Genomic DNA, 22,382 nt, shown 5'->3' with positions numbered 1-22,382 from the left:
TGAACTCCCCTCAACTAAATTGGAGTATACTCACCATTAAACTCAAATTCATAGTCATTAGCGATACGGATATAGCCATATACGCAATGCCAGCGATCTCTGTAGAAAACACTGGAATAATTCTGATTATCCCTATTTCCTTCAGCAACTAAGATCTCCTTGTCATCGCATGCTAAAACAATACCTGTATGATCGTGAGGGTCATTAGTTAGCAATTTTTCATAAATCACAATATCACCACGCTGAGGAGTAAACCCCTCTTGCCCGTCAAAATAAAAAAATGCGGTCTCAGGTAGTTGCGCCCACTCTAACCAAGCCCCTACGCCAGCTAATCGAAAATCAGCATTCGGATATCGAATCGGCAGCAGAAATCCAGCTTGCATACAGCAGTAATATACAAATGCTGCGCACCAATTGTTTTGTAATACTTTATAAATCGCTTGGTCAGGCCAATATTTACAGATTTCTCGATATCGTTCGTTTCCTGGTATTCCAACAATGTTTTCTTTTCCAAATGCTTCAGCAATAGTAGCTAACTTACCTCGTTTATCCGTAGGCTGGTGAACTTCAGCCCCGCTACTGTAATCTAACTCCTCCAAAAAATCCTCTGGAATCGTCATTTCACGAAGTACATTCCGAAGCCTATTCGTGTCCTGTTGTGTTACATTACATCCCCTATTCTGCAAGTGTAATTGTAGAACTTGAGCATCCTTTAGAATCTCTTCATAGGGACCCTGAACTTTATTTCTGTCCCCTTGATGGAAGATCGCCTTTAGAATTTGAGTCAGCTCTTCTTTGGTAAACATATTCAAGTCTCTTAATAAAGGCCTTACGGTATCAGCACTGTTGGGACCTGGAAATTCCTTGACTCCGGTTTTGAAGAAATAATAATTATGAAGCAGTCCTATAATGGCTGCCAATTCCTGATTTTGTTCTCTTTTCATGGCAAGCAATGAAGCGAAACTAGACACTCCGTACAGGTGAACACACGCTTCCTGTTTCCATTGTTCGCTACCTATAGACATGATCATTTCTTGAACAAGCACACGCACACTATCGAGGCGCTGGTTCACTTTTGTTATCAGTCGTTGAGTCACTGGAAACCTTCCCTTCTGTTACTACTCAGCTGTAATAATATTAAAGCAAATAACTCACATATTTATTTTTATCAATTCATTCCCTAAAGACTACCTTTTTCTGTCCATCCTTGACGAACTCCACACCAAAATAATCGGTATTACCGTCCGCCCCGAATTCAGCGATCCGAGCATCAGGCTTACTCTCAAAATAAATGTGATGTCTAATATTAGATCTTGGTAACAAGGTGATTTCTTGCGGCTGAACCTCTGCGAATGACCATATCCCTTGAGGATTACCGTACTCTCGAAAGATTGGACGGATCATAATGGTTTCATTTTGCCCGCCATAGTTGATTAGCCTGATTGTGCATTGAACTTCCACCATATCCTCTTGAGTACCATACATACAGTGCGAATCTTTTTCCAGAAAATCCACAACTTCAATTCCTTCATTGTTCATATTCACAAGATAATACAATCGTTCTGTTAGAAATGGATACAAATAATAAAAAATGATAAAAAAAAGAATAACCGTTCTGCCTACATATTTTTTATAGCGCTGCTTAAAGTGCATAATAGTTAAATTCCCACTGAAAATTAACAAAATGATCCCGAATATTGCTGAGTAATGTAAACCATGGTTTGTCGCAGGTTCGCTCCAAGGTGGAATTCCAATAGTTCTGAAGAGGTAATCCCCAAACATAGTCCCCTGATGTGTGATTCCCACAAAAACTAAAGAAAACAGCAAAAATAAAACAGCTATCCAACCTTTACCCTTGGTCATTTCATCCCTCCCAACCAATAACAGTTATGTCTTCTCTAACCTCCAAGGAAAGATTCCTATGCATATACAGTTCAATTTTTTTACCGCTAAAGCTCAAGGTGTAATCAACTACGTAAGGGGTTTCAATGTAATATACCGTGAGGATTAATTTGGAATCATCATATTGCCAGCTTGCAGATGTACAAACTTCCTGCTCACTAAGGGATAAGTCTTTAATAAATAAACTTTTTGCATGGGTAGGCCTTAAAAAATCGAACGGAAATTCATCTAAATGATCGTCGTAAAGTAAAGAAAAACTAAGGTGCTCATCTTCAAACTTCAGTGTTAATTCTTTGATTTTATGCTTATTATCTTCAAAGATATAAATTCCACTGTACGATCTATAATCTACTTTAACTATCCTGTTTACTAAGGAGGTAAATGTAGGAGGTTTTATAATGTTAGATGCAACCGTTGGCCAATCAAAGTTCAGTAATTTTGCATATATGATATCTAAAAAATCCTGTAACTTCTTCATCTCGGTAAAACTTGAAGTTGCAGCAATCACAATCTCTTGACTCGGATCAATGAAACACAATTGACCAAAAGCTCCATTCCCCATCTTACATCCATTCCTGCACATAAAGAACTGATAACCATATCCGTTTGACCAGTCAGCCTTATTTTGTCCCCAACGATTATCGCTTTGTTCATTTAGCGCCAGCTTTAAATAATCTTTCGAAACAATTCTACGACTATTGTAAACCCCTTGATTGAGGAGCATCTGGCCAAATTTCGCGATTCCATCTGTTGGTATGCTTAGTCCCATTCCACCAGCAACAATTCCTAACGGGCAAGTCTCCCATTCTGGTCTTTCTATGTCCAATGGCGTAAATAATCTTGGCATTAAAAAATCAACAAGATTTTCTCCAGTCGTCTTTTCGATAATAGCCGAAACCATATAAGTGGCGTGTGTATTGTAATTGTAATAACTTCCCGGTTCATCTTCTACGTCCAAAGCTAAAAAGGCACGAACCCAATCATTTTGCTTGGCTATCGCACCATAGATACTATTGTTATGTCCTGTATTCATGGAAAGAAGATGATGTATCGTCATCTTCTCTAAATTAGGTGAAATTGAGCTAGGAAGCTGATCCGGGAAAAAAGAAACCACTTTATCCGTTAATTCAAAATAACCGTTATCCCATGCTATGCCTGCTGCAATAGATGTAAAGCTCTTGCTTAGAGAAAATAAAACCTGGGGAACGTTTTTGCGGTACGGTTGACGATAAAACTCGGTAATAACTTCTCCCTTACGTAATAGCATAAAAGTATTAACCGGTAAATCAGATCGTTCAAGTTCTTCATAAAACTTAGACAGCGCTTGGGTCAAATTCTCTGGATTATCCATTTAAACCTCGCTTGTCGTTATATTTTTGAGTTTTCTAATAATCTCAGGTGGAGTGCTAAGTCTCGTGTCAGGTCTCCTCCATTTGTTCATTTAGACGGCAACCTTCTCATACTTAACCTAAAGACTTGTTATACCAAAAATAATCTTCAACGATTTACGACTCTTCTTACATATTTTCAAGCCTTGTTTTAAGTCTAGAATGATTACAGTTTTGCCAATCCAAATCCTTAAATATAATGAGCGGAACTTTACCGGTTTCACTATGCCTTTTTCTTCATATTCCGTTCCATCCTCTAACTCCGTTTCAGTTCTAATAAGCCATGTATTGCCGAGACCAAATTCGATATACTTCAGAATCTATCTCCCCCCGTACATGAGCTGCTTTTATTGCTCAATAGTTTTTATAAGATAAAGGCAGAGATCATCGTCCACACAAACATGTGCCCCAGGCTCAACAGGCTTATTATCGTACATGATTCCCCGCCCATCAGGGATAAAACCACGCTTTATATACATCCGTTGTGCGGTTCCATAGTCAGCGTATAATCCAAATCCAATACCAATAGTATTAGATATAGTAAAAGCATCTTTTTCAAGAGCTTCAATTAATACACTTCCTACCCCACGTTTCCTAAATGGCGGGATGACGTCAAAGTTTTGAATTTCAGGTATATTATTCTCTGCAAAATAAGGATATTCCGACCTGAATACCACATGTCCCCATCCAACAAACTCATTTTCACAAAAAGCTAAAAGTGTAACTCGCTTTTCATTTTGATTTTCTTGCCAACAACGTTGGACATAATCAAGAGGTTGGCTTACGTCATGCTCAGATAACCCCGTATGTATAATATCAATATCGTTTTGTGTCATTCGACGGATTTGTAAAGGTAAGGCCATAATATAATTTCCTCCTAACTTATTAAATGAGTCCATTCCTATATTAACATACTAATTAGGATTAATCTGGTAAAAAACAATTATTGTTAAACTAACCTGTCAGATAAAAGAACAGGCTGCCGAATATACCGGCAGCCTGTTCTGATTTTGTTATTTTTTTATTTCTTTAAGGTAAAAGTCATATAATTGATCAATAGATGAACTGGAAAAGATAGACGTGGCTTGTTCAATTTTCTCACGTTTCCAATCGAACCAGCGCATTTCCTTTAACTTTTCGATTTCTTGATCTGTAAACCGTTGCTTGATCACTTTAGCAGGATTGCCGCCTACTATCGTATACGGTGGGACATCCTTTACAACAACTGATCCTGCCGCAACAATAGCACCTTCGCCTATTTTCACGCCGGGCATAATCATTGCATTCATCCCAATCCAGGCATCACTAGCAATGTTTGTATCCCCTTTGGATTCGTAAGAGTTTGCAATCTGGTCTACAAAAGGATACACGGTAATCCATTCAGGATGATGATTGTGATTCCCACCCATGAGAATAATTACACCACTAGCAATACAAACATAATTTCCTATAATCAATTTATCTAAATGCCAACCATAATCTTCACTGGGATTAAACAACTTTCTTGATTGTTCATCACCCCAAAGGTATCTGACACACCCATCTTCAAAATCAAGATTATCGTAATAACCAGAGTAGTAAGAGTACTCTCCTACCTCTATCATTGGGTTGGTGACAATATCCTTTAAATACTTAGTTTCAGACCAGTGGCTGAACTGATGTTGTTTCATTTTCTTTCCCTCGCTTCTAAGTAATGTAATTCATTTATACTTAGAAGCTTGATGCAGTAGCGACATTCTTAAACCTTTTCAAACGACGAACCATCGTCCTCATCCTTTTCCTAATTGATGCCGTCATTGTAACAAACGAATGATTTATTCGTCAAATCAACCGTATTGTCCGAACTCAGCTCAATTATGAATTTATCGGATTACGGCTAGCCTTAACATGTTTAAGCTGGGCAACTATAATGACGCTAATGATCACTAGAAGGAACCACGAACTGATCTTACTGAAACTAACCAGTTGCCACGTTTGATATTGATCAGGATATTTCCATGCATTAAAAAATGTAGCGATATTTTCAGCTAACCAGATAAAAAATCCTACAATAAAAAAGGCCAGTGTCAAGGGCATTCGATAGGTAACCGTCCGTACCCTATAAGTGATCCATGTTTTCCAGAAGACAACAACCACAAGCGCTGTCAGCCACCAACGAAAATCAGGAATGAAATGATGTGTGAAAAAATTCAAATAGATGGCTCCTCCCAACAATCCCGCTGAAGCAAGCCCCGGCCAACCGGTCATATCCATTTTCAATCTTCGCCATATCTGGCACATAAAGCTTGCGACACTTGCATACATAAATCCACTATAGAGGGGTACACCAAACACCTTCGTAAACCCTGGCTCAGGGTATGCCCATGAACCCATCTTTACCTTATAGATTTCCAGCAATAAACCAATAACGTGGAACACACAGATTACTTTTATTTCATCCAGTGTCTCTAATCCAGTACGGTACATGAGGTACTGCACTGTAAGCAGTATTAGAAGAATGGCATCATAACGGTAAAGAAAAGGCATTTCTATTATGTTAGAAAGAGCTAAAGTCCCAAAAATCGCAACAGGAAATATACAACTCATCGCCTGATGATATCCGAAATGCAGTAATTGTGTTATTGACTTCATTCTTATGTTTCCTCATCATTTTTGTATTCTAATAGATCTCCAGGCTGACATTCCAAAGCCTTACAAATTGCCTCTAACGTTGATAATCGCACCGCTTTTGCTTTTCCATTTTTCAATATAGAAAGATTAGCCATTGTTATTCCAACTCTCTCCGAAAGCTCAGTAACACTCATTTTTCTTTTAGCCAGCATCACGTCGATATTAATTATAATCGCCATTGTTTTCACCTCAGACAGTTAAGTCATTTTCTGATTTTATATCAATAGCTTCTTTTAAAAGCTTTTGTAGAACTGCAGCAAAAACGGCAATCACCATGGAGGCAAAAATGATAATCAAGCCGATGACTATAATCCCTGGGGCATCATCTTTCTCCGCCATGAGGTAAAAGAGTGGCATACCAACTACATACAAGCAACTGATGATGATTGCACAATATTTTATTTTCTTTAAAACCTGTACAGACATTTCCGAGAAAGCATTGTTCTTGTCAATATAGCCTAACAGTTTAAAAGCTTGATACAGTGCAAAGTAAAAAGGTATCGCCGAGGCATACAAATCAATGGCAATGAGATATTTCAATAAACTATAATCCGGATACAGTTCTGCTGCGAAACTCGCTATTTCCGGCACCACAAATATGCACAAGGCAAGCACCGGGATACCAATAAGAATAACCGCTGCCCTTAAAAAAAGTGTTGATCCTCTTTCCATAATAAACACACCTCACAGATTTATTGTGAATTGAATTTATCATATTATTTATCGTTTTACAATATATTTTAATCGATATACAGTTATTATTGGTTGTTTTATAACTTTCGACTAAAAAGCCGAGCTAATTGACTTTTGAAGTCACTAGCTCGGCTTATTTCACCTTTTCATATCTCTTTATCTCTATTTTTCTATTCTACAAGTAATTCTAATACTGACCGAGATCGATAAAATTCAAATCCATGTTAGCTTCATCTTCAGCCTGATTTGCAGCTTCTGTTGATACTGCTTTTCCTTCGTATTCAAGGTTACCGCTTGTCAAATTGAATACATATAGACGATTACCTTTGAAGTACTTATTATCCATATTCTTATAACCCACAATATAGAGATAGTCTTGTTTAAAATCATAGGTAATGTTTTCACTTAAATCTATATTGGTATTCTTCAGAGTAGTCTCATATTCTTTACTCACGAGATCGTAAGAAATAACAGTAAATCCTATATTCTCCTTACCCGATACAGCTTTTTGCAGGAAATAAATTTTCTGTCCATACGCATTCATAATATTATTCAATAACATTTCATGCCCTTGGAACGCGAGCGGCGAGATTTGTCCTGTTGCAACATCTACTTGATATGCCTTTTTATGATTATCTTTACTAACCGTTAAAATCCATTGATCCGAGTGATCCAGATTTTGATTGGCTAACCTAACGAATTGATTATCCCCATTTGCTGCTTCAGATTTAGCTCCTGGTAATACGAGCGGCTCATTCGTAATCTCCTTTGTTGTTAGATTAACACGGATAATCTGCGGTTCAGTTACATAACCTTTGGCGCCGTGATTCAAAAACACCATTGCAACAAGCTCTTGATCAACAAGCTGTACATTTTGTACATAGATATCTGAAATATCATGATCCACATTGATATCGGATCTGATTTCCTGCGTATTATCCTTTTGCTTATTAAGCACAGAAATACTGAGTCTAGCATTTTTCTTCGCTGATGGATCATTTGATTGCTGCTTATCTACGGTCCAATTCACGTAAGCAAGCATATCCTGATTTTCATAGAACCCAGCTAAGTTCTTCTTCCCACGCATGAACTGACGATGCTGATCCCTCCATTTATCCAATTGTGTGTTCACTGGTCTTCGGTTTAAGCTTTGGCTGATCGTTAACTTTTCATCTGGATAATCTGTACCATTTGTAGTGATATTAGCTCGTTTGATGCCAAAAACACTATCCTTAGTCAGATAATTTCCGTATAAGGCTATACCTTCAACGAGGGAAGCATCCCCTTGAACCATCGTCAGCTTATAATTAGGTAGTGTCTCTTGTGAGGCCTGTACATAATACGTCCCGATTGTAACAACCGAGAACACTACAAGAACGGCGGTAACCATATATTTTCTCATTCCTTAACCTCCATACCCCTTCAATTATACCGATATTTTCTTACGCAATAGATATAAGCTGTACCAAAGCGAACCTCCAGCAATAATCACTATTAATCCGAGACAAGCACCTATGATCTCTCCGGGATAGAAGTAGCTATCATATCTGCTATAACCCATAAGATAGGGTATTGAGGCTAATCCAGCCAGAACCGCTAAGTATAATATGATAAAGCCGATCCCTTTCAGTCTGTAGCTCCGCTCCATTAGAATCGCTGTGAACAAGACGATCAAGACCGTAATGCCCAGTCCATAATATAGAACAAACTCAGAAAAGTAGGGCGGAACCAGAACTTTAAGCACAGTAGGATACTTCAAATAATCAAATACCGAGATGTTCCGATATAGTTCAGCAGGAAGAATCGACTGTGCTATCAAACGCTCCAGTGGCACAAGGACAATTTGCAGGGCAACAAGTCCAAATGCGAATAGCAAGATCGTAACCAGCTTGGCAAAATACAAATTCGCCCGATTGGATGGCAAGGTGAGCAGGCGATATACTATCGTATTTTTACCTCTCCAGTCACGGTACCAGATGAAGCAGCTATATATTAGCAACACTGTTATGCTCAAAAATATGGGTCCGAAATATAGAAGTCCATTATAGCGAGCATACATCATACTGTTTAGCTGAATATATCCAGTCACATTGTGATATTGCTCAAGCGTCCATTGATTCACTCTCATTGCCTCATTCGCAGAATCCAGCCAATGATTAGCACCGATGGTGACTGCTGCAAGCTGCAAGGCAACTGTCAGCACCATGAGTCCAATATATATTTTGGCAAATCGGTTCATTTCAAAATTCAATAGCTTCACAAAAGCTCTCATTTCATGTACACCTCTCTCATTACGTCCGTAATGGACTTACCTTCCTGCTCGCGAACTTCTTCACAGTAGAATTCACGTTCTACCTTCCCGTGCTGTAGCAAGACCGCTTTATCAATTAAATGCTCAATATCGTTAATTTCATGAGTTGTAATAATCACACCACGATCCTCGATCAATTCACTCGTGAACACATCAGTAATTTGCTCGCGGCTGAACATATCAATTCCCGAGAACGGCTCGTCCATTAGAATGTAATCACAATCCAAGGCAAGTCCCAGCAACAAATTCACCTTCGCAGCCATCCCTTTCGACAATGAGGATACGCGATCTGAAGAGCTCAGTCGGAAGAACTTAAGCATTTCCTTTGCACGTTCAGCGTTCCAATTCCGATAAAAGTCAGCCATAAAGCTCAAGCAATCAGCAATTCGCATATTGGAGGGCATCGTTAACGAATCTGGTATGAAAGTCATTTTCTCATACATCGCAGGCGTTAGTGATGCGTTATCGATTAAGACTTCCCCTTTGAATGGTGTCAGTCCCATGATAGACTTTAGCACTGTTGACTTCCCGGCACCATTGATTCCGATCAGGCAGGTAATCTCTCCCTTGGCAGCAGTGAAGCTAACGCCATTTAGTACCTTCTTGAATCCATAATTCTTTACCATCTGATTCACTTGGATCATCTTGTGTCACCACCCTCTGGAGATAACTTGCGCTCGGATGTATATTTTGTCTTTATGATCTCTACCAGTTCTTCAACTGGAATTTGAATATTCTGAATGGAGCTGATGAATATATCCACTGCACTTTCGATTAATTCAGCTCGAATCGAGTTTAGGATTTGCTGATCCTGTGTAATTCGGCTCGGGGAATTCCCTTCTGTTACGATCAAACCCTGTTCCTCCATTTCCTTATATGCCTTCTGCGCCGTGTTCGCATTAATCTTCATTACTGATGCCAGTTCACGCCGTGAAGGAATTTTGTCTCCCGCTCCGATTTGCCCTGTGGCGATCTGTTCCTTGAAATGACGCACAACTTGAATATATACCGGCTCACGAATATTAAAGCTGACGCCTGATTTCTGTTCTTCTGTCATACAACCAACTCCATATACTAAGTGTGTGTACTAAGTGGTTCATACATCTCATTTATGTACTATACGTGTAATACACTTTTGTGTCAATAGTTCAGATTTGAGCAAAAAAAAAACTGCCTCTCGGCAGCTCTTTTATTACTAAAACACCTTTTGATTAAAAACATGTTCTTTTCCACCTAAACCCAGTGTATCTGCTGTTGTAGTGTGAATTTTCTGAAGAAGCACGGGATTATCCATTAGTGACAAACCATAAGAAGGAATCATTTCTTTAATTTTGGGTTCCCATTCTTTTATATATTGAGGGAAACATTTGTTAAGCACTTCAAGCATCACGTGAACAGCCGTAGAAGCTCCAGGGGAAGCCCCTAACAATGCTGCGACCGAACCATCAGCGGCACTAATAACCTCCGTACCAAATTGAAGTGTGCCTTTGCCAGCTTCTGTATCTTTGATAACTTGCACACGCTGACCAGCTACAACAAGATCCCAATCTTCAATTTTGGCATTGGGGATAAACTCTTTCAGTTCTTCCAGACGTTTTTCTTTCGATAACAGCACTTGTTCGATCAGGTATTTTGTTAATGACATATTTTTAGCACCTGCCGACAGCATTGTTATGAGGTTATCCGGTTTCACAGAAGTTATTAAATCAAACATGGAGCCCGTTTTTAAGAATTTAGGTGAGAAGCCGGCAAATGGTCCAAATAGCAGTGATTTTTTATTGTCGATAAATCTTGTGTCTAAGTGCGGTACGGACATTGGAGGGGCTCCAACTTTAGCTTTGCCGTATACTTTGGCATGATGCTGCGCAATAACTTCCGGATTATTACACACCATAAAAATACCGCTTACTGGGAATCCACCAATATGTTTCCCTTCAGGAATACCGGATTTCTGCAGTAAGTGCAGGCTTCCTCCCCCGCCACCAATAAACACAAATTTCGCTGTATGTTGTTCAATGTTACCGCTGGCATTTCTGATTTTTAGATCCCATAAGCCAGCACTGTTGCGCTTCATACTATTGACACTATGTTTGTAGTGGAGATCGACGTTTTTACTCTTTAAATGCTCAAATAAGATACGCGTTAAAGCACCAAAGTTAACATCCGTTCCAGAGTCAATTTTTGTAGCCGCAATGGATTCGTTCGCAGGACGATTTTGTATAATAAGCGGAATCCATTCCATCAGTTTTTTAGAGTCAGCGGAAAATTCCATCCCTTGGAATAAAGGATTTTTTGAGAGCGCTTCAAATCTTTTCTTTAAAAAAGCTATATCCTTCTCCCCTTGCACCAAACTCATATGAGGTAACGGCATAATAAAGTCCTGGGGAGTATGTATCAGCTTGCGATTTACAAGATAAGACCAAAACTGCATCGAAAGCTGAAACTGTTCATTAATCTGAATAGCTTTGCTAATATCTATAGATCCGTCTGGCTTTTCAACAGTATAATTAAGCTCACAGAGCGCCGCATGCCCGGTTCCTGCATTATTCCATTCATTAGAGCTTTCTTCCCCTGCTTTTTCAAGCTTTTCAAATACTTTAATTTTCCATTCCGGTACTAATTCCTTCAAAAGTGTTCCTAAAGTCGCACTCATGATTCCGGCACCAATTAAAATGACGTCTGTATCAGTTGCACTTTTGCCCATTATTACCATCCTTATCCCCTGAATTTTGCAGAAAGGATGTGGGCGCTCCTTCTTAGGCGTCACACCTTTTCTGTATCAATTATAACCTTATCATGGTGTATTACAATTATTTATAAATTTAATATCTACTATTATATGAAAAAAATAAAATATTTAAAAGCTTGTAAAAAAGATAGAAATAAGTCCTCAAGATTTATGGAACAAAAAAAGGCTGCATCATGCCCTGTTCTCATTGTAGACAATTCCGTTTTGATAGCCCATCCCCACTATTGTTTTTTGAATTTCCTGATCTACTTTTCTTTTAAAAGTTGCAAACTCTAATGTGGTTAAGCCGATTGGAAGCTCTTGTTCTATAAATGAATCAAAATCGATCGCCGTTTTGAAAATACGAAGCTTGTGCAGAAAAGGTAATTGCTCCATTCCCGTCAAATGAGCCAATGTTTTGCAATTCATAATCGTTAGCTCTTCCAGTGCCTTCATCTGCTGATCAAAGTTAATCTCACGTAGCTGGATTTGATCTTCAATCACAAGCTTTTTTAACGCACGAAAAACCGAAATATTACTCAGGTCATGAAAGCCACGGACTCTACAAATTTCCAGGCTCTCGATTTCATTTTCTTCGATGTCCTGAATATGTTCTCTGCCTCCAAGTAAAATACGTAGGTCTTTCAATTTCTTTAGCCGATTAATAAAATGTAAGGGTTTGTTGCTGATGGAGTGCAGCGCGAGATAGGTAAGATCCTCCAGATCTCCAATAGCATCAAGGTTTTTAACCTTACCTATAACATGCAACTGTTCTAAACGGGAGAATTCTTTTAGGTATTCCAGATTAAGCATCTTTTTCTCCGAGCTAATATTTAAAATACTTAGAGACCGTAACGTATCTATACTCAGAATTTCCGGATTTTCAAGCTCATATATCCCCACGCTCAGACTATACAGGTTATTCAGCTTAGCCAATACGTTCGTGTTATGTGCCTGGTGAAGACAATTCAGCAGCAGCATTTTAACATTTGGAATCTGCAGGAGTGTCTCACAATCAAAGGATACAGAATAGTGGCCATAAAAACGCACTCCAAAATTTTCATCAAAACGCGCGCAAAGCTCATTTACTTCATCCAGAATCGAACCATAGGTCGATGGATCAGAGAACTGGACAATAACTTGGTTGCCGCTGTACAAGTCTTGCTGAATCTGAACTGGATCTAGTGAAATAGGATCATTGATCAGAATCCTTCTTTTCCATGTAACACTCATTTCTAATCCCTCCTACTTGCCGTTAATCATCAGTGTATATTTATTGTAAATCTACGAATTACTTACCCAAGAACATAATTACATAAATCAACCCCATGGACAAGCTACCAAGGAAGGTTACAGGTTATTTAGAGTTTCGTTGATTTAGGAGGATTGAGTACAAGTGTTTTACATTAAAATACAATAAGCTGTATCATTCGTAGATTAATCTACTTTTGATACAGCTTAATTATCATTTATTCAGCCTTCTGCGATGAACTATAAATCCCCGCCACCAACTCCAGCGCTTTTATCCCTTCAGCACCATCCAACCAAAACTTTTGACCCCTGGCGACATGTTCATAGAAGTCCTCAATCAGTCTCTTATGCCCGGTGCCCCAATAGGATTTACCTTCCGTGGCACTGAAACTAGGCTCGCACAGCAAGGTTTCCTTTCCATCCTTCCAAAGATACAAATGATCTCTGCGGAGGTTGATAGTACCCTTTTCAAAAACTAGCTCCAGCTCCACTGGAGAATTCTCCAGATAGGTATTTGTACCATAAAAAAGCCCTCTGACATTACTAGTGAAATCGATGCAGGCATGGGCGGTATCTTCTACCTCTATGACCCCATTTAGCACATCCGTGGTAATACTCCCTTTCACCGATGCCACCTCTCCACCAAACCACTGAAGTAAATCCAGTGTATGAATGGTTTGGTTAATTAGCAGACCTCCACCTTCCGTAGACCAGCGTCCTCTCCAGTTACTATCGCTATAATAACTTTCGCTACGGTGCCAGGTCACGATTCCTTTCATACAGAGCAGCTTCCCATATATTCCTGAGTCAATCACCTGCTTAATATACATCGAGGCATCATTATAACGGTTCTGAAACACCACACCAAGCTGACCTGTGCTTTGCTGTGCGGCTTCAAGTATTCGTCTGGCTGAAGGAAGATCTGCCGCCATAGGCTTTTCGGTAAGGACATGTTTTCCTGCTTGTAACAACTCCGTAGCCATCTCTGCATGTAAATAATGAGGCGTACAGAGATGTACAACATGAATACGGTCATCCTTTAAAATTTCTCTATAATCATTAGTGGCTTGGCAGTCATATTCATTAGACGTCTGCAATGCTTTATCAGCATCAATATCTGCAACCGCAAGTAGTCTCACACCATCGATGCCTGTTAATGTTTTTGCATGAAGAGGGAAAATGGCTCCGCATCCAATAATGGCTGCTCCAAGTTCTTTCATTTATATTACCCTCCGTTCATCATTCCATCGTTATCTGAGTATTGCTGGGGTTAGATTGATCGCTTGCTCTTGAGCCTTCAGACATAGCTCGGCAGCTTTGAACACATGGGTCTGTGTCATCGCCAGCTCTGTCCGATTCAGACAGTCAAGGATTAGCTCACCAAAGAAAGGAAAACCAACCTTTCCTGCTACATGCTCATAATGTTCCCCTTCCCCATTGACCCAGTACACATGATCCGGTGTATTTGAACGACTTATATCAGTATATTTACGCAGTTCAATGTATCCTTCAGTCCCCATAATCATCGTGCGCCCGTCTCCCCAAGTGCCCAGCCCATCAGGGGTAAACCAATCCACGCGAAAATATTGTGTTGCCCCATTGTCCCCTACAAGAGTAGCATCACCAAAATCCTCTAATTCGGGATAAGTCGGATGATTGTAATTGGCCACTTTACTATGAATAACCGAAGCATCCTGACAATCTGCATAATACAAAAATTGTTCTATTTGATGACTGCCTATGTCACATAGAATCCCACCATATTTCTCCCTTTGGAAAAACCATTCCGGCCGGTTAGGAGCATTTAGACGATGTGGCCCTAATCCAATGACTTGCAGGACACGGCCAATAGCGCCTTGTTGAATCAGCTGCCCCGCATAGATAGCGCTTTCAACGTGAAGGCGTTCACTATAGTAGACCATATATTTCTTATTGGTTGCAGCTGCCATTGCTCTAGCGGTTTCAAGCTGTTCCAGGGTCGTAAAGGGGGCTTTATCCGTAAAATAGTCCTTACCGTGAGCCATTACTCTATTGCCTAAAGGTCCTCGTTCAGATGGAATTGCGGCCGCTGCAATTAATTGTACTTCGGGATCTTCCAGAACTTCTTCCATTGATCCGGCAGCTTTGACACCGGGATATTTACTAATAAAATTTCTGACCTTTTCCTCGTCCGGATCATATACCCATTTCAGCTCTGCCCCTGCCTCAACCAGTCCGTTACACATCCCGTAAATATGACCGTGATCTAGGGCAATAGCGGCAATGATGAATTCCCCCGCCTTCACTACGGGTTTGGATTCATACGTTGGTGCATAGGTCATCCCATTTTTTCGATTCATAGAAACCCTCCTTCTATTAGTATTACTCCATTCTATAAGGTATTAAGAAGATACCGCAGACTGATCTCCAAGCTTTCAAAAGGATCACGGCGGCAAACATCCTGCTCCACTACGAACCATTCAACACCCGTTTCGCGACAGACATTGATAATTTCTTTATAGTCCATATTCCCTTCACCGATTTCAGCAAAGATCTGTTTTCTATTAACAATCGCCATATCTTTTAAATGCACTACCTGCATTCGACCTGCAACTTTGCGTATCCATTCGGCTGGACTCCCTCCGCCCGCTTGAACCCAATATAAATCCAGCTCAAAACCAACGGCAGGATCAGACTCAGTGAGCAGAATTTCCATGCCAGTCAATCCATCAAACCGTTCAAATTCAAAATCGTGATTATGATAAACAAATTGCAGATCATGTTGTTCTTTTAGTGTAACTGCAATGCCCGACATCAGCTTGGCGAATTCACGGTAACCTTCTTGCCCCGTACGGAATTTTTCCGGTAAACTTCCTAGTCCAATATTTTTGCAGTTCCACAGCTTATGTTCAGCGGCTAAAGCATCTAAATCGTTCACTAGCCGATCCCAAGACACATGGGTTGCACATATTGCCAGTCCTGCTTCATCTGCATACTCTTTTACGAGCTTCGGATCGATTGGCCCGATGCCTGAAATCTGAATAGCTTCATAACCCATAGCAGAGACCTTTTGAAAAGTGGATTTTAAATCCTCCGCAGTTTTAGTAAAATCACGTAATGTGTACATTTGAGCAGCAATGGTTGAACGATTCATAGGATCTTTCCTCTCTGATTAAAATTTAATGAGTTCCCTTAACATCAAAGGTTTGGGCGGCTGTGGTTTCTTTGTTGAAGTTAGAATTCTCCACCTTTTCCATGAGCTTCTCATAAAATAAATCTTCATCAATCGGTAACTCCACCCAATCGTCGGTCCAAGCCGATAAATACATCCCATTAGATAGCGTTAGACCGTGAATGCCTTCCTCACCCGGAGCTAACAATTTCTCATCGTGTAGAATGGCATTCGTAAAGTTCCGCAAAATTCCTTTATGCTGTTCCCCGCCACCCTCTTCTACAGGAATCTCACATTTCCAACATTCTGGACTGCCGAATCCTCCCGTAAACTCTGCATTGAATTGCGGCTCCGGCGTGCGTAGACGCCAAAAGGTTAATTTCCCGTCTTCCACTACGATTTTTCCATGATCACCAGTAATTTCGAAACGGTTAGTTCCCGGTGCTTCACCTGTTGTGGTGATAAAAAGCCCTGTCGCACCATTTTCATATTCCACATAAGCGGTTACATCGTCTTCAACCTCAATATTGCGGTATTTACCAAAATGACAAAACGCTCTGATCCGCTTAGGCATCATACCTGTCGTCCACTGCCATAAATCTAGTTGATGAGGATCTTGATTCAGCAGCACCCCACCACCTTCGCCTGCCCATGTAGCCCGCCAACCACCGGAGTTATAGTAACTTTGTGATCTGTACCAGTTGGTGATAATCCAATTTGTGCGGCGGATTTCGCCTAGTTCACCAGACTGAATGAGATCCCTAAGCTTTTGATACAAAGGATTCGTCCGCTGGTTATACATGATTCCGAATTTGCGATCAGACTTTGCTGCAGCTTCGTTCATCTGCTTAACAGCTTTGGTATAGACCCCAGCCGGTTTCTCAACCAATACATGATAGCCATATTGAAAAGCCTCGATAGCTAAAGTTGGATGATCATAATGTGGAGTACAGATTAATACTGCATCTATGAGATGAGACTCATATAACTCTTGGGGTGTTGCAAATTTCTGTACACTTTCCGGTAAATGCTCTTCTGCCCATTTCAAACGTTCTTCCCTTACATCACATACAGCTGCAAGCTCAGCATCTTTAATATGATTCAACAGACTTTGTGCATGTGCACTCCCCATATTCCCAATTCCAATAATGCCATACCGTACTTTATTCAATCAGATCACTTCCCTATTTGAGGTTATGTTATGAGAATATACTTAATTAATAGACATGAACATGAGCGAAACTAAGCATTATTTGCACAATAATAAGATGATTTAGTTAAATTAATTCGTTATAATAAGGATAATCAAGTCATAGAGGAGCTAGATGATGAATAATCCAGGTAACCTTACCGGCAGATTCCTCCAGAATCTTACCGTAAAAGTGACCCATGCCCAACTTAGAAGCGGATATAGCGGGTGGAATCGTACGTTGGAAACTCCAACCTTTAATCGGCTGTATTTTATTGACCGCGGTGAGGGAAAAGTTATCATTAACGGTGTTACTTATTATCCGAGAGCAGGTCAGCTAATGATCATGCCCGCAGGAAGCACTCAAACTACAGAGACGTCAATGAATGATCCCTATACACGCTATTTCTGCCATTTTGATGCTGATATTGGGGAGTGGCCCTTATTCCATTCGGCAAACAAACTGTTTATCTGTGATGCGCCCAACCCAGATTCCGTACGGGTTATTTTCACAGAAATGATCGAACAGTTTCAAAAAGATGATGTATTGTCCATTCTGCGTACTCAGGCGAACGTCCTCAATCTAATTGCTACTTGTCTTGAATCGAACGAGAATATCAAAACAGACTTTATGCAAGAATTTATACATACGGGGGATCAAGGAAAGCTCGCCTATGTGCTTCAATATATTGATGAGCGGCTGGATAAACCCATAGAAATAGAAGAGTTAGCAGAAATTGTCCACTTACATCCGAACTATTTCATCCCCTACTTCAAGAAATTTATAGGGGTTCCCCCCATGCATTATGTACAATTGAAAAGAATGGAGCATGCTAAAAGACAGCTTTCTTATAGCAATTTCAGCATTTCAGATATCGCGGAGCAAGTCAGTATGGAATTAGCCCATTTCTCTAAATATTTCAAAAAGACAATAGGAATCTCCCCTTCTGCCTATCGTAACAGCACTAAGTAAATTTATTAGGGAATGTCCTAATCTATGTGTTGAACTATAATAAAAAGGCTCTAACCTACAATTTTGAGGTGGTGAACGATATTCTTATCAGAACAGCATCTATAAGCGACATTCAAGAGATAGCAAGACTCTCAAGCCAGCTTGGATATCCTTTGAATATCGAACAATTAGGAGAAAGACTACAAGAAATCGGAACACACAAAGATCATACTGTATATGTAGCTGAATCAGATCACCAATTGGTAGGATGGATACATGCGACCGTTCGAATCTTACTTGAATCTCCTTCATTTATTGAAATCGGAGGTCTTGTTGTTGATCAGACTTGCCGCGGAGAAGGAATTGGCAGACAGCTTGTAGAAACCTGTGAACGATGGGCAATCCAAACAGGGTTTAGCAAAATTAGAGTACGTACCAATCAAACCAGAGAAGATGCTGTACAGTTCTATAATCATATAGGATTTTCGCCAAAAAAATCACAGCATGTACTTGATAAGGAACTTTAATCACACTCAGGACTTTTAGGGAGGCTCAATGGTTATGATAGAATTAACTTTGCATCCAGCATTAGAAGGGAAAATCGCTGTGATTACCGGAGGAGCCGGTGTATTATGCCGGGTTATGGCGCTAGAGTTAGGTCGGCAAGGAGCTAAAGTCGCGATTCTAAATCGCACCGCAGCTAAAGGAGATTTGGTTGCCGCTGAAATTACAGCCGCAGGCGGTCAAGCGATTTCACTCTCCTGTGATGTTACAGATCAACAGAGTGTTATGAGAGCCGCAGAAGCCGTTAAGAATCACTGGGGGCCTTGCGATCTATTAATTAACGGAGCTGGCGGAAATGATTCCTCAGCAAATACGACCCAAGAGATTTTCAAAAATGATGACCTGGAGAACCCGGACATATTTACTTTTTTTGACCTTAGTGTAGATGGATTTCGCAATGTGATGGACCTTAATCTGATTGGAACATTGATCCCAACCCAAGTTTTTGCCAAGCAGATGCTCGGCAGAACGGGCACATCTGTTATTAATATTTCATCCATGAGTGCACCTTCTCCAATGACCAAAGTACCTGCCTACAGCGCTGCCAAAGCAGGAATTAATAATCTCACCCAGTGGCTCTCCGTTCATTTCGCTGAGTCTGGTATACGTGTGAATGCCATTGCCCCTGGCTTTTTCCTTACTAAACAAAATGAGAAGCTGTTGGTTCGTGAAGATGGCGAACTTACAGACCGTTCCCAAAAAATCATCTCTCATACTCCAATGCGCCGCTTTGGAAAGCCGGAGGATCTGCTTGGCACACTACTCTGGTTAGCAGATGAAGCAATGTCCAGCTTTGTGACCGGAGTTACCGTCCCCGTTGACGGTGGATTCTTGGCTTATTCGGGAGTATAGACTAATCTAATGAGGGATTACAATGATTGTAGATCCATTACGCGTATTCGTTACTGTAGCTGAACTGAGTCATTTTTCCAAAGCAGGAGAAGCGCTGAATTTATCTCAACCCGGTGTCAGTCTGCATATCCGGAATCTTGAGAATGAGCTCGGTGCTAAACTCCTGCATCGTTCTTCTAAACAGGTTAGATTAACAGAAGCCGGCAGTATTCTTTATAAACACGCCAAACAAATATTGGCTCATTTCGATGAAGCAAGTCAGGAAATCCATATGCTTCAGGACGAAGTCACTGGGAGTATACATATCGGCGCTAGTTTTACTATAGGTGAATATATTTTGCCGGCAAGACTTGCTGATTTTGCCAATCAATATCCGCAGGTCAAGCTGCAAGTGACGATAGGCAATACTGAGGAGATTATTGGAGGCGTTAAATCCAACGAACTGGACATAGGGTTTATTGAAGGTGAGGTCCATGAGAATGATCTGAATGTCACTCCTTATATGAAAGACGAGATGATTATGGTCGCTCCTGCTACCCACCCTCTGTCAAAAGCGATTTCTGTGGAGCAGAGTATGTTGCAGGATCAGGTTTGGGTGCTTCGCGAACACGGCTCGGGTACACGAGCTTTCAGTGATCATTTCCTACAGGAGGAAGATATATCTGTTAAAAGATCCTATGTCTTCAACAGCTCTCAAGGTGTTAAAGAAGCTGTAGCCTCTGGCCTCGGAATCGCCATGCTCTCCAGATGGATTGTACGGAAGGAACTAGAAAGCGGTGAGATCAAAGAGCTGCCAATCAGACAACATCATCTGGAAAGGCAATTCTCAATCATCCGACATCAAGAATGTTCTTCTTCCTTAGCTACCGATGTCTTTATAAAAAAGCTACTTGTCTTTAGAAAAGACAAGTAGCTTTTTTTCTTCCACACTATGAAATTATACTTGATGTTCAACCAAATGCCCGTCTTCCAGATGCAGAACGCGGTCACACCATTCGAGCATCCGTTCATCATGAGTGACCATTACCGCTGCTTTACCTTCACTCTTCACCTCATCAGCGATCATGCGTACAACTTCTCTTCCGCGTTTGAAGTCCAGACTGGCTGTCGGTTCATCTGCAAAAAGAATCGCTGGTTTATTCATCCATGCTCTAGCGATAGCTACACGCTGCTTCTCCCCACCGGAGAGCTGTTCCGGATAATGATTACGCCGTTTCCAGATATCCAGCCGCTTCATCAAATCAGCAGCCCGTTCCTTCGCTTCCTTAGCACTCATTTTCGCCTGCTTGGCTACAAAAAGGAGTTGCTCCTCCACCTTCAAATAAGGCAACAACTGAGCGCTTTGGAACATAAAACCTATCTTCTCTAAACGGAGCTCCGTCAGCTCACTTTTACTTTTATCTGTAAGTGATTCCCCATCTATAAAAATTTCACCACTAGTAGGTGTTAGAAGTGCACCAGCCGCTGAAAGGAATGTACTTTTCCCTGTTCCCGAAGGTCCAAGGACAGCAACGAATTCCCCTTCATTAACGATCAGATTCAAATTGTTCAGCACAGACACCGTTGTATCGCCATCACCGTAGTTTTTGGTTACTTGCTTCATGATTAGTTTTGCACTCATGCTCCAGCCCTCCCAATAGCTTCTAATGCATCTACTTTTGCCACTTTAGCGACAGAAATTAGTGATCCTAAAAGAGACATCCCAACGAATAAACAGCTGGTTAAAAGAATGGTGGAAGGCTCCAGTTGGAATGGCATCGAATCAGGCAGGACCTTATTCATCCCAAAGGTAAGCAGTAAGCTAATGCAAAGACTTGATATAGCTAAAATCATGACCTGCCCTACCACGCTCCAAGCCAAGTAAGACATTTTAGTACCCATCGCCTTCAGAATACCAAACTGACTTGTTTTCTGAATCGTAATGACATAGAAGAATACCGCCAGAACAAACGCTGCGATCACAAACAGGAAAACAATCATCATTAGCAGTGAACCCTGCTCTGCCGAGTAGCCCGGAACATTGGATATAGCTACTTTTTGAGTAATGACCTCTACATCTTTTACATTCGTTGAAATCTTATTTACTTGATCAGCATTCGCATTAAGGGCAATCACATTAAACGGTACCGACGAAGAGGTTTCTTCTCCTTGGTTAACCCCCTGCTTCATAGCTTGCCAATCCTGATTGTTGATATAAACTACTGGGGTATGGCTGTAAGAGCTATCCTCAACAAAACCTGCGACAGTAAATTCCATCCCGGTTGCCTGATCACGAATGATACTGCCAAGTTTAATTCCTGACTGTTCCAGGTCACGATCAACAAGGACTTTACCGTTTGTCTCATTCGTAATCTTGTCACCTTCAACTACTTTAGGAGCTAATAACCCATTCATATCTACTGCAAAAAAAGTAATATCTGCTTTTACGTCTGCCTCGTTAGCAGTGACAGTGCTCATCTGCATTGCAAGTGAAGATGCATTATTGTCTCCAACTACTGCACGTACATTCTGGAGCTCCGCATCTGTTAACTGAGAACGTCTAAAGGTCTGATCCGCATCCCCTTGCACTACAAAATAATTCGCCGGCATGTTCTCTACTGCAGAGATATTTGCATAAGCTAATCCTCTGGCTAGTCCCGTGACGAAAAGTACAAGAAAGGAAACCAATAACATGATAACCATAATTAATAGGTATCTGGCTTTAGAATGTCGCATTTCCCTTAAGGCTAAA

Annotated in this window: 25 protein-coding genes; 4 read left to right on the top strand and 21 right to left on the bottom strand. The window is 40.6% G+C overall.

Annotated elements, in window-relative coordinates:
• Positions 1-14 precede the first annotated feature (14 nt).
• The 19 genes from MHH46_RS14820 to MHH46_RS14730 all read right to left on the bottom strand — a co-directional run bounded on the left by MHH46_RS14820 (position 15) and on the right by MHH46_RS14730 (position 17,265).
• Positions 15-1,097 carry a CHAP domain-containing protein gene (locus MHH46_RS14820; RefSeq protein WP_256717244.1) on the bottom strand — a complete coding sequence of 361 codons (1,083 nt, stop codon included), beginning with the start codon at positions 1,095-1,097 and terminating at the stop codon, positions 15-17.
• 76 nt (positions 1,098-1,173) lie between these two features.
• On the bottom strand, positions 1,174-1,863 hold the full coding sequence (locus tag MHH46_RS14815; protein ID WP_076194257.1) for a hypothetical protein: 690 nt from the start codon (positions 1,861-1,863) through the stop codon (positions 1,174-1,176).
• A 1-nt stretch (position 1,864) separates the two neighbouring features.
• Positions 1,865-3,253, bottom strand: a complete 1,389-nt coding sequence (locus MHH46_RS14810; protein WP_076194260.1) for a serine hydrolase — start codon at positions 3,251-3,253, stop codon at positions 1,865-1,867.
• 117 nt (positions 3,254-3,370) lie between these two features.
• Complete coding sequence (locus MHH46_RS14805) at positions 3,371-3,607, bottom strand: DUF3977 family protein (RefSeq protein ID WP_076194262.1); 237 nt, start codon at positions 3,605-3,607, stop codon at positions 3,371-3,373.
• A 30-nt stretch (positions 3,608-3,637) separates the two neighbouring features.
• Positions 3,638-4,153, bottom strand: a complete 516-nt coding sequence (locus tag MHH46_RS14800) for a GNAT family N-acetyltransferase (protein WP_076129354.1) — start codon at positions 4,151-4,153, stop codon at positions 3,638-3,640.
• Between the two features lie 150 nt (positions 4,154-4,303).
• Positions 4,304-4,960 carry a CatB-related O-acetyltransferase gene (locus tag MHH46_RS14795; protein ID WP_076129353.1) on the bottom strand — a complete coding sequence of 219 codons (657 nt, stop codon included), beginning with the start codon at positions 4,958-4,960 and terminating at the stop codon, positions 4,304-4,306.
• Between the two features lie 184 nt (positions 4,961-5,144).
• Positions 5,145-5,921, bottom strand: coding sequence for a DUF817 domain-containing protein (locus MHH46_RS14790; RefSeq protein ID WP_076194264.1), 777 nt, complete (start codon positions 5,919-5,921; stop codon positions 5,145-5,147).
• Positions 5,922-5,923: 2 nt separating this feature from the next.
• Positions 5,924-6,139, bottom strand: coding sequence for a helix-turn-helix transcriptional regulator (locus MHH46_RS14785; RefSeq protein ID WP_076129351.1), 216 nt, complete (start codon positions 6,137-6,139; stop codon positions 5,924-5,926).
• 10 nt (positions 6,140-6,149) lie between these two features.
• A complete protein-coding gene (locus MHH46_RS14780; RefSeq protein ID WP_038570783.1) occupies positions 6,150-6,632 on the bottom strand; it encodes a DUF2975 domain-containing protein in 483 nt (160 codons plus the stop codon).
• A gap of 208 nt (positions 6,633-6,840) precedes the next feature.
• Positions 6,841-8,055: a hypothetical protein gene (locus MHH46_RS14775; protein WP_076194266.1), complete on the bottom strand. Its 1,215-nt coding sequence runs from the start codon at positions 8,053-8,055 to the stop codon at positions 6,841-6,843.
• Between the two features lie 24 nt (positions 8,056-8,079).
• Positions 8,080-8,925, bottom strand: coding sequence for a hypothetical protein (locus MHH46_RS14770; protein ID WP_076194268.1), 846 nt, complete (start codon positions 8,923-8,925; stop codon positions 8,080-8,082).
• On the bottom strand, positions 8,922-9,608 hold the full coding sequence (locus MHH46_RS14765) for an ABC transporter ATP-binding protein (RefSeq protein WP_076194270.1): 687 nt from the start codon (positions 9,606-9,608) through the stop codon (positions 8,922-8,924). The genes MHH46_RS14770 and MHH46_RS14765 overlap by 4 nt, the downstream gene beginning before the upstream one ends.
• Entirely contained in the window at positions 9,605-10,021 is a 417-nt protein-coding gene (locus tag MHH46_RS14760) for a GntR family transcriptional regulator (protein ID WP_076129346.1), read from the bottom strand. The genes MHH46_RS14765 and MHH46_RS14760 overlap by 4 nt, the downstream gene beginning before the upstream one ends.
• Positions 10,022-10,159: 138 nt before the next feature.
• Positions 10,160-11,668, bottom strand: a complete 1,509-nt coding sequence (locus MHH46_RS14755) for a malate:quinone oxidoreductase (protein ID WP_076129345.1) — start codon at positions 11,666-11,668, stop codon at positions 10,160-10,162.
• Positions 11,669-11,884: 216 nt separating this feature from the next.
• Positions 11,885-12,925, bottom strand: a complete 1,041-nt coding sequence (locus MHH46_RS14750) for a hypothetical protein (RefSeq protein ID WP_076194272.1) — start codon at positions 12,923-12,925, stop codon at positions 11,885-11,887.
• A gap of 236 nt (positions 12,926-13,161) precedes the next feature.
• Positions 13,162-14,163, bottom strand: coding sequence for a Gfo/Idh/MocA family protein (locus MHH46_RS14745; protein ID WP_076194274.1), 1,002 nt, complete (start codon positions 14,161-14,163; stop codon positions 13,162-13,164).
• A gap of 30 nt (positions 14,164-14,193) precedes the next feature.
• Positions 14,194-15,282 (bottom strand): Gfo/Idh/MocA family protein, encoded by a 1,089-nt coding sequence (locus MHH46_RS14740; RefSeq protein WP_076129342.1) that lies wholly within the window; start codon positions 15,280-15,282, stop codon positions 14,194-14,196.
• Positions 15,283-15,314: 32 nt separating this feature from the next.
• Positions 15,315-16,076: a sugar phosphate isomerase/epimerase gene (locus MHH46_RS14735; protein WP_076129341.1), complete on the bottom strand. Its 762-nt coding sequence runs from the start codon at positions 16,074-16,076 to the stop codon at positions 15,315-15,317.
• 25 nt (positions 16,077-16,101) lie between these two features.
• On the bottom strand, positions 16,102-17,265 hold the full coding sequence (locus MHH46_RS14730) for a Gfo/Idh/MocA family protein (protein ID WP_076129340.1): 1,164 nt from the start codon (positions 17,263-17,265) through the stop codon (positions 16,102-16,104).
• Between the two features lie 157 nt (positions 17,266-17,422).
• Here MHH46_RS14730 and MHH46_RS14725 point away from each other — a divergent pair, with 157 nt between their 5' ends.
• The 4 genes from MHH46_RS14725 to MHH46_RS14710 are packed head-to-tail and all read left to right on the top strand — an operon-like array spanning position 17,423 to position 20,564.
• Positions 17,423-18,256 carry an AraC family transcriptional regulator gene (locus tag MHH46_RS14725; protein ID WP_076129339.1) on the top strand — a complete coding sequence of 278 codons (834 nt, stop codon included), beginning with the start codon at positions 17,423-17,425 and terminating at the stop codon, positions 18,254-18,256.
• A gap of 29 nt (positions 18,257-18,285) precedes the next feature.
• Positions 18,286-18,762, top strand: a complete 477-nt coding sequence (locus tag MHH46_RS14720) for a GNAT family N-acetyltransferase (protein WP_076129380.1) — start codon at positions 18,286-18,288, stop codon at positions 18,760-18,762.
• 34 nt (positions 18,763-18,796) lie between these two features.
• Complete coding sequence (locus tag MHH46_RS14715; protein WP_076194276.1) at positions 18,797-19,651, top strand: SDR family oxidoreductase; 855 nt, start codon at positions 18,797-18,799, stop codon at positions 19,649-19,651.
• Between the two features lie 22 nt (positions 19,652-19,673).
• Positions 19,674-20,564, top strand: a complete 891-nt coding sequence (locus tag MHH46_RS14710; protein ID WP_036678189.1) for a LysR family transcriptional regulator — start codon at positions 19,674-19,676, stop codon at positions 20,562-20,564.
• Positions 20,565-20,588: 24 nt separating this feature from the next.
• Here the strand turns inward: MHH46_RS14710 and MHH46_RS14705 are convergent, their stop codons facing one another.
• Together MHH46_RS14705 and MHH46_RS14700 are read right to left on the bottom strand one after the other, a co-directional pair.
• Entirely contained in the window at positions 20,589-21,272 is a 684-nt protein-coding gene (locus MHH46_RS14705; RefSeq protein WP_076129337.1) for an ABC transporter ATP-binding protein, read from the bottom strand.
• Positions 21,269-22,333 (bottom strand): ABC transporter permease, encoded by a 1,065-nt coding sequence (locus MHH46_RS14700; RefSeq protein ID WP_340034474.1) that lies wholly within the window; start codon positions 22,331-22,333, stop codon positions 21,269-21,271. The genes MHH46_RS14705 and MHH46_RS14700 overlap by 4 nt, the downstream gene beginning before the upstream one ends.
• Between the last annotated feature and the right edge of the window lie 49 nt (positions 22,334-22,382).

Source organism: Paenibacillus sp. FSL H8-0175 (assembly GCF_045040615.1).
Classification (GTDB): domain Bacteria; phylum Bacillota; class Bacilli; order Paenibacillales; family Paenibacillaceae; genus Paenibacillus_AQ; species Paenibacillus_AQ odorifer.
This window is presented reverse-complemented; position numbering and strand designations above follow the sequence as displayed.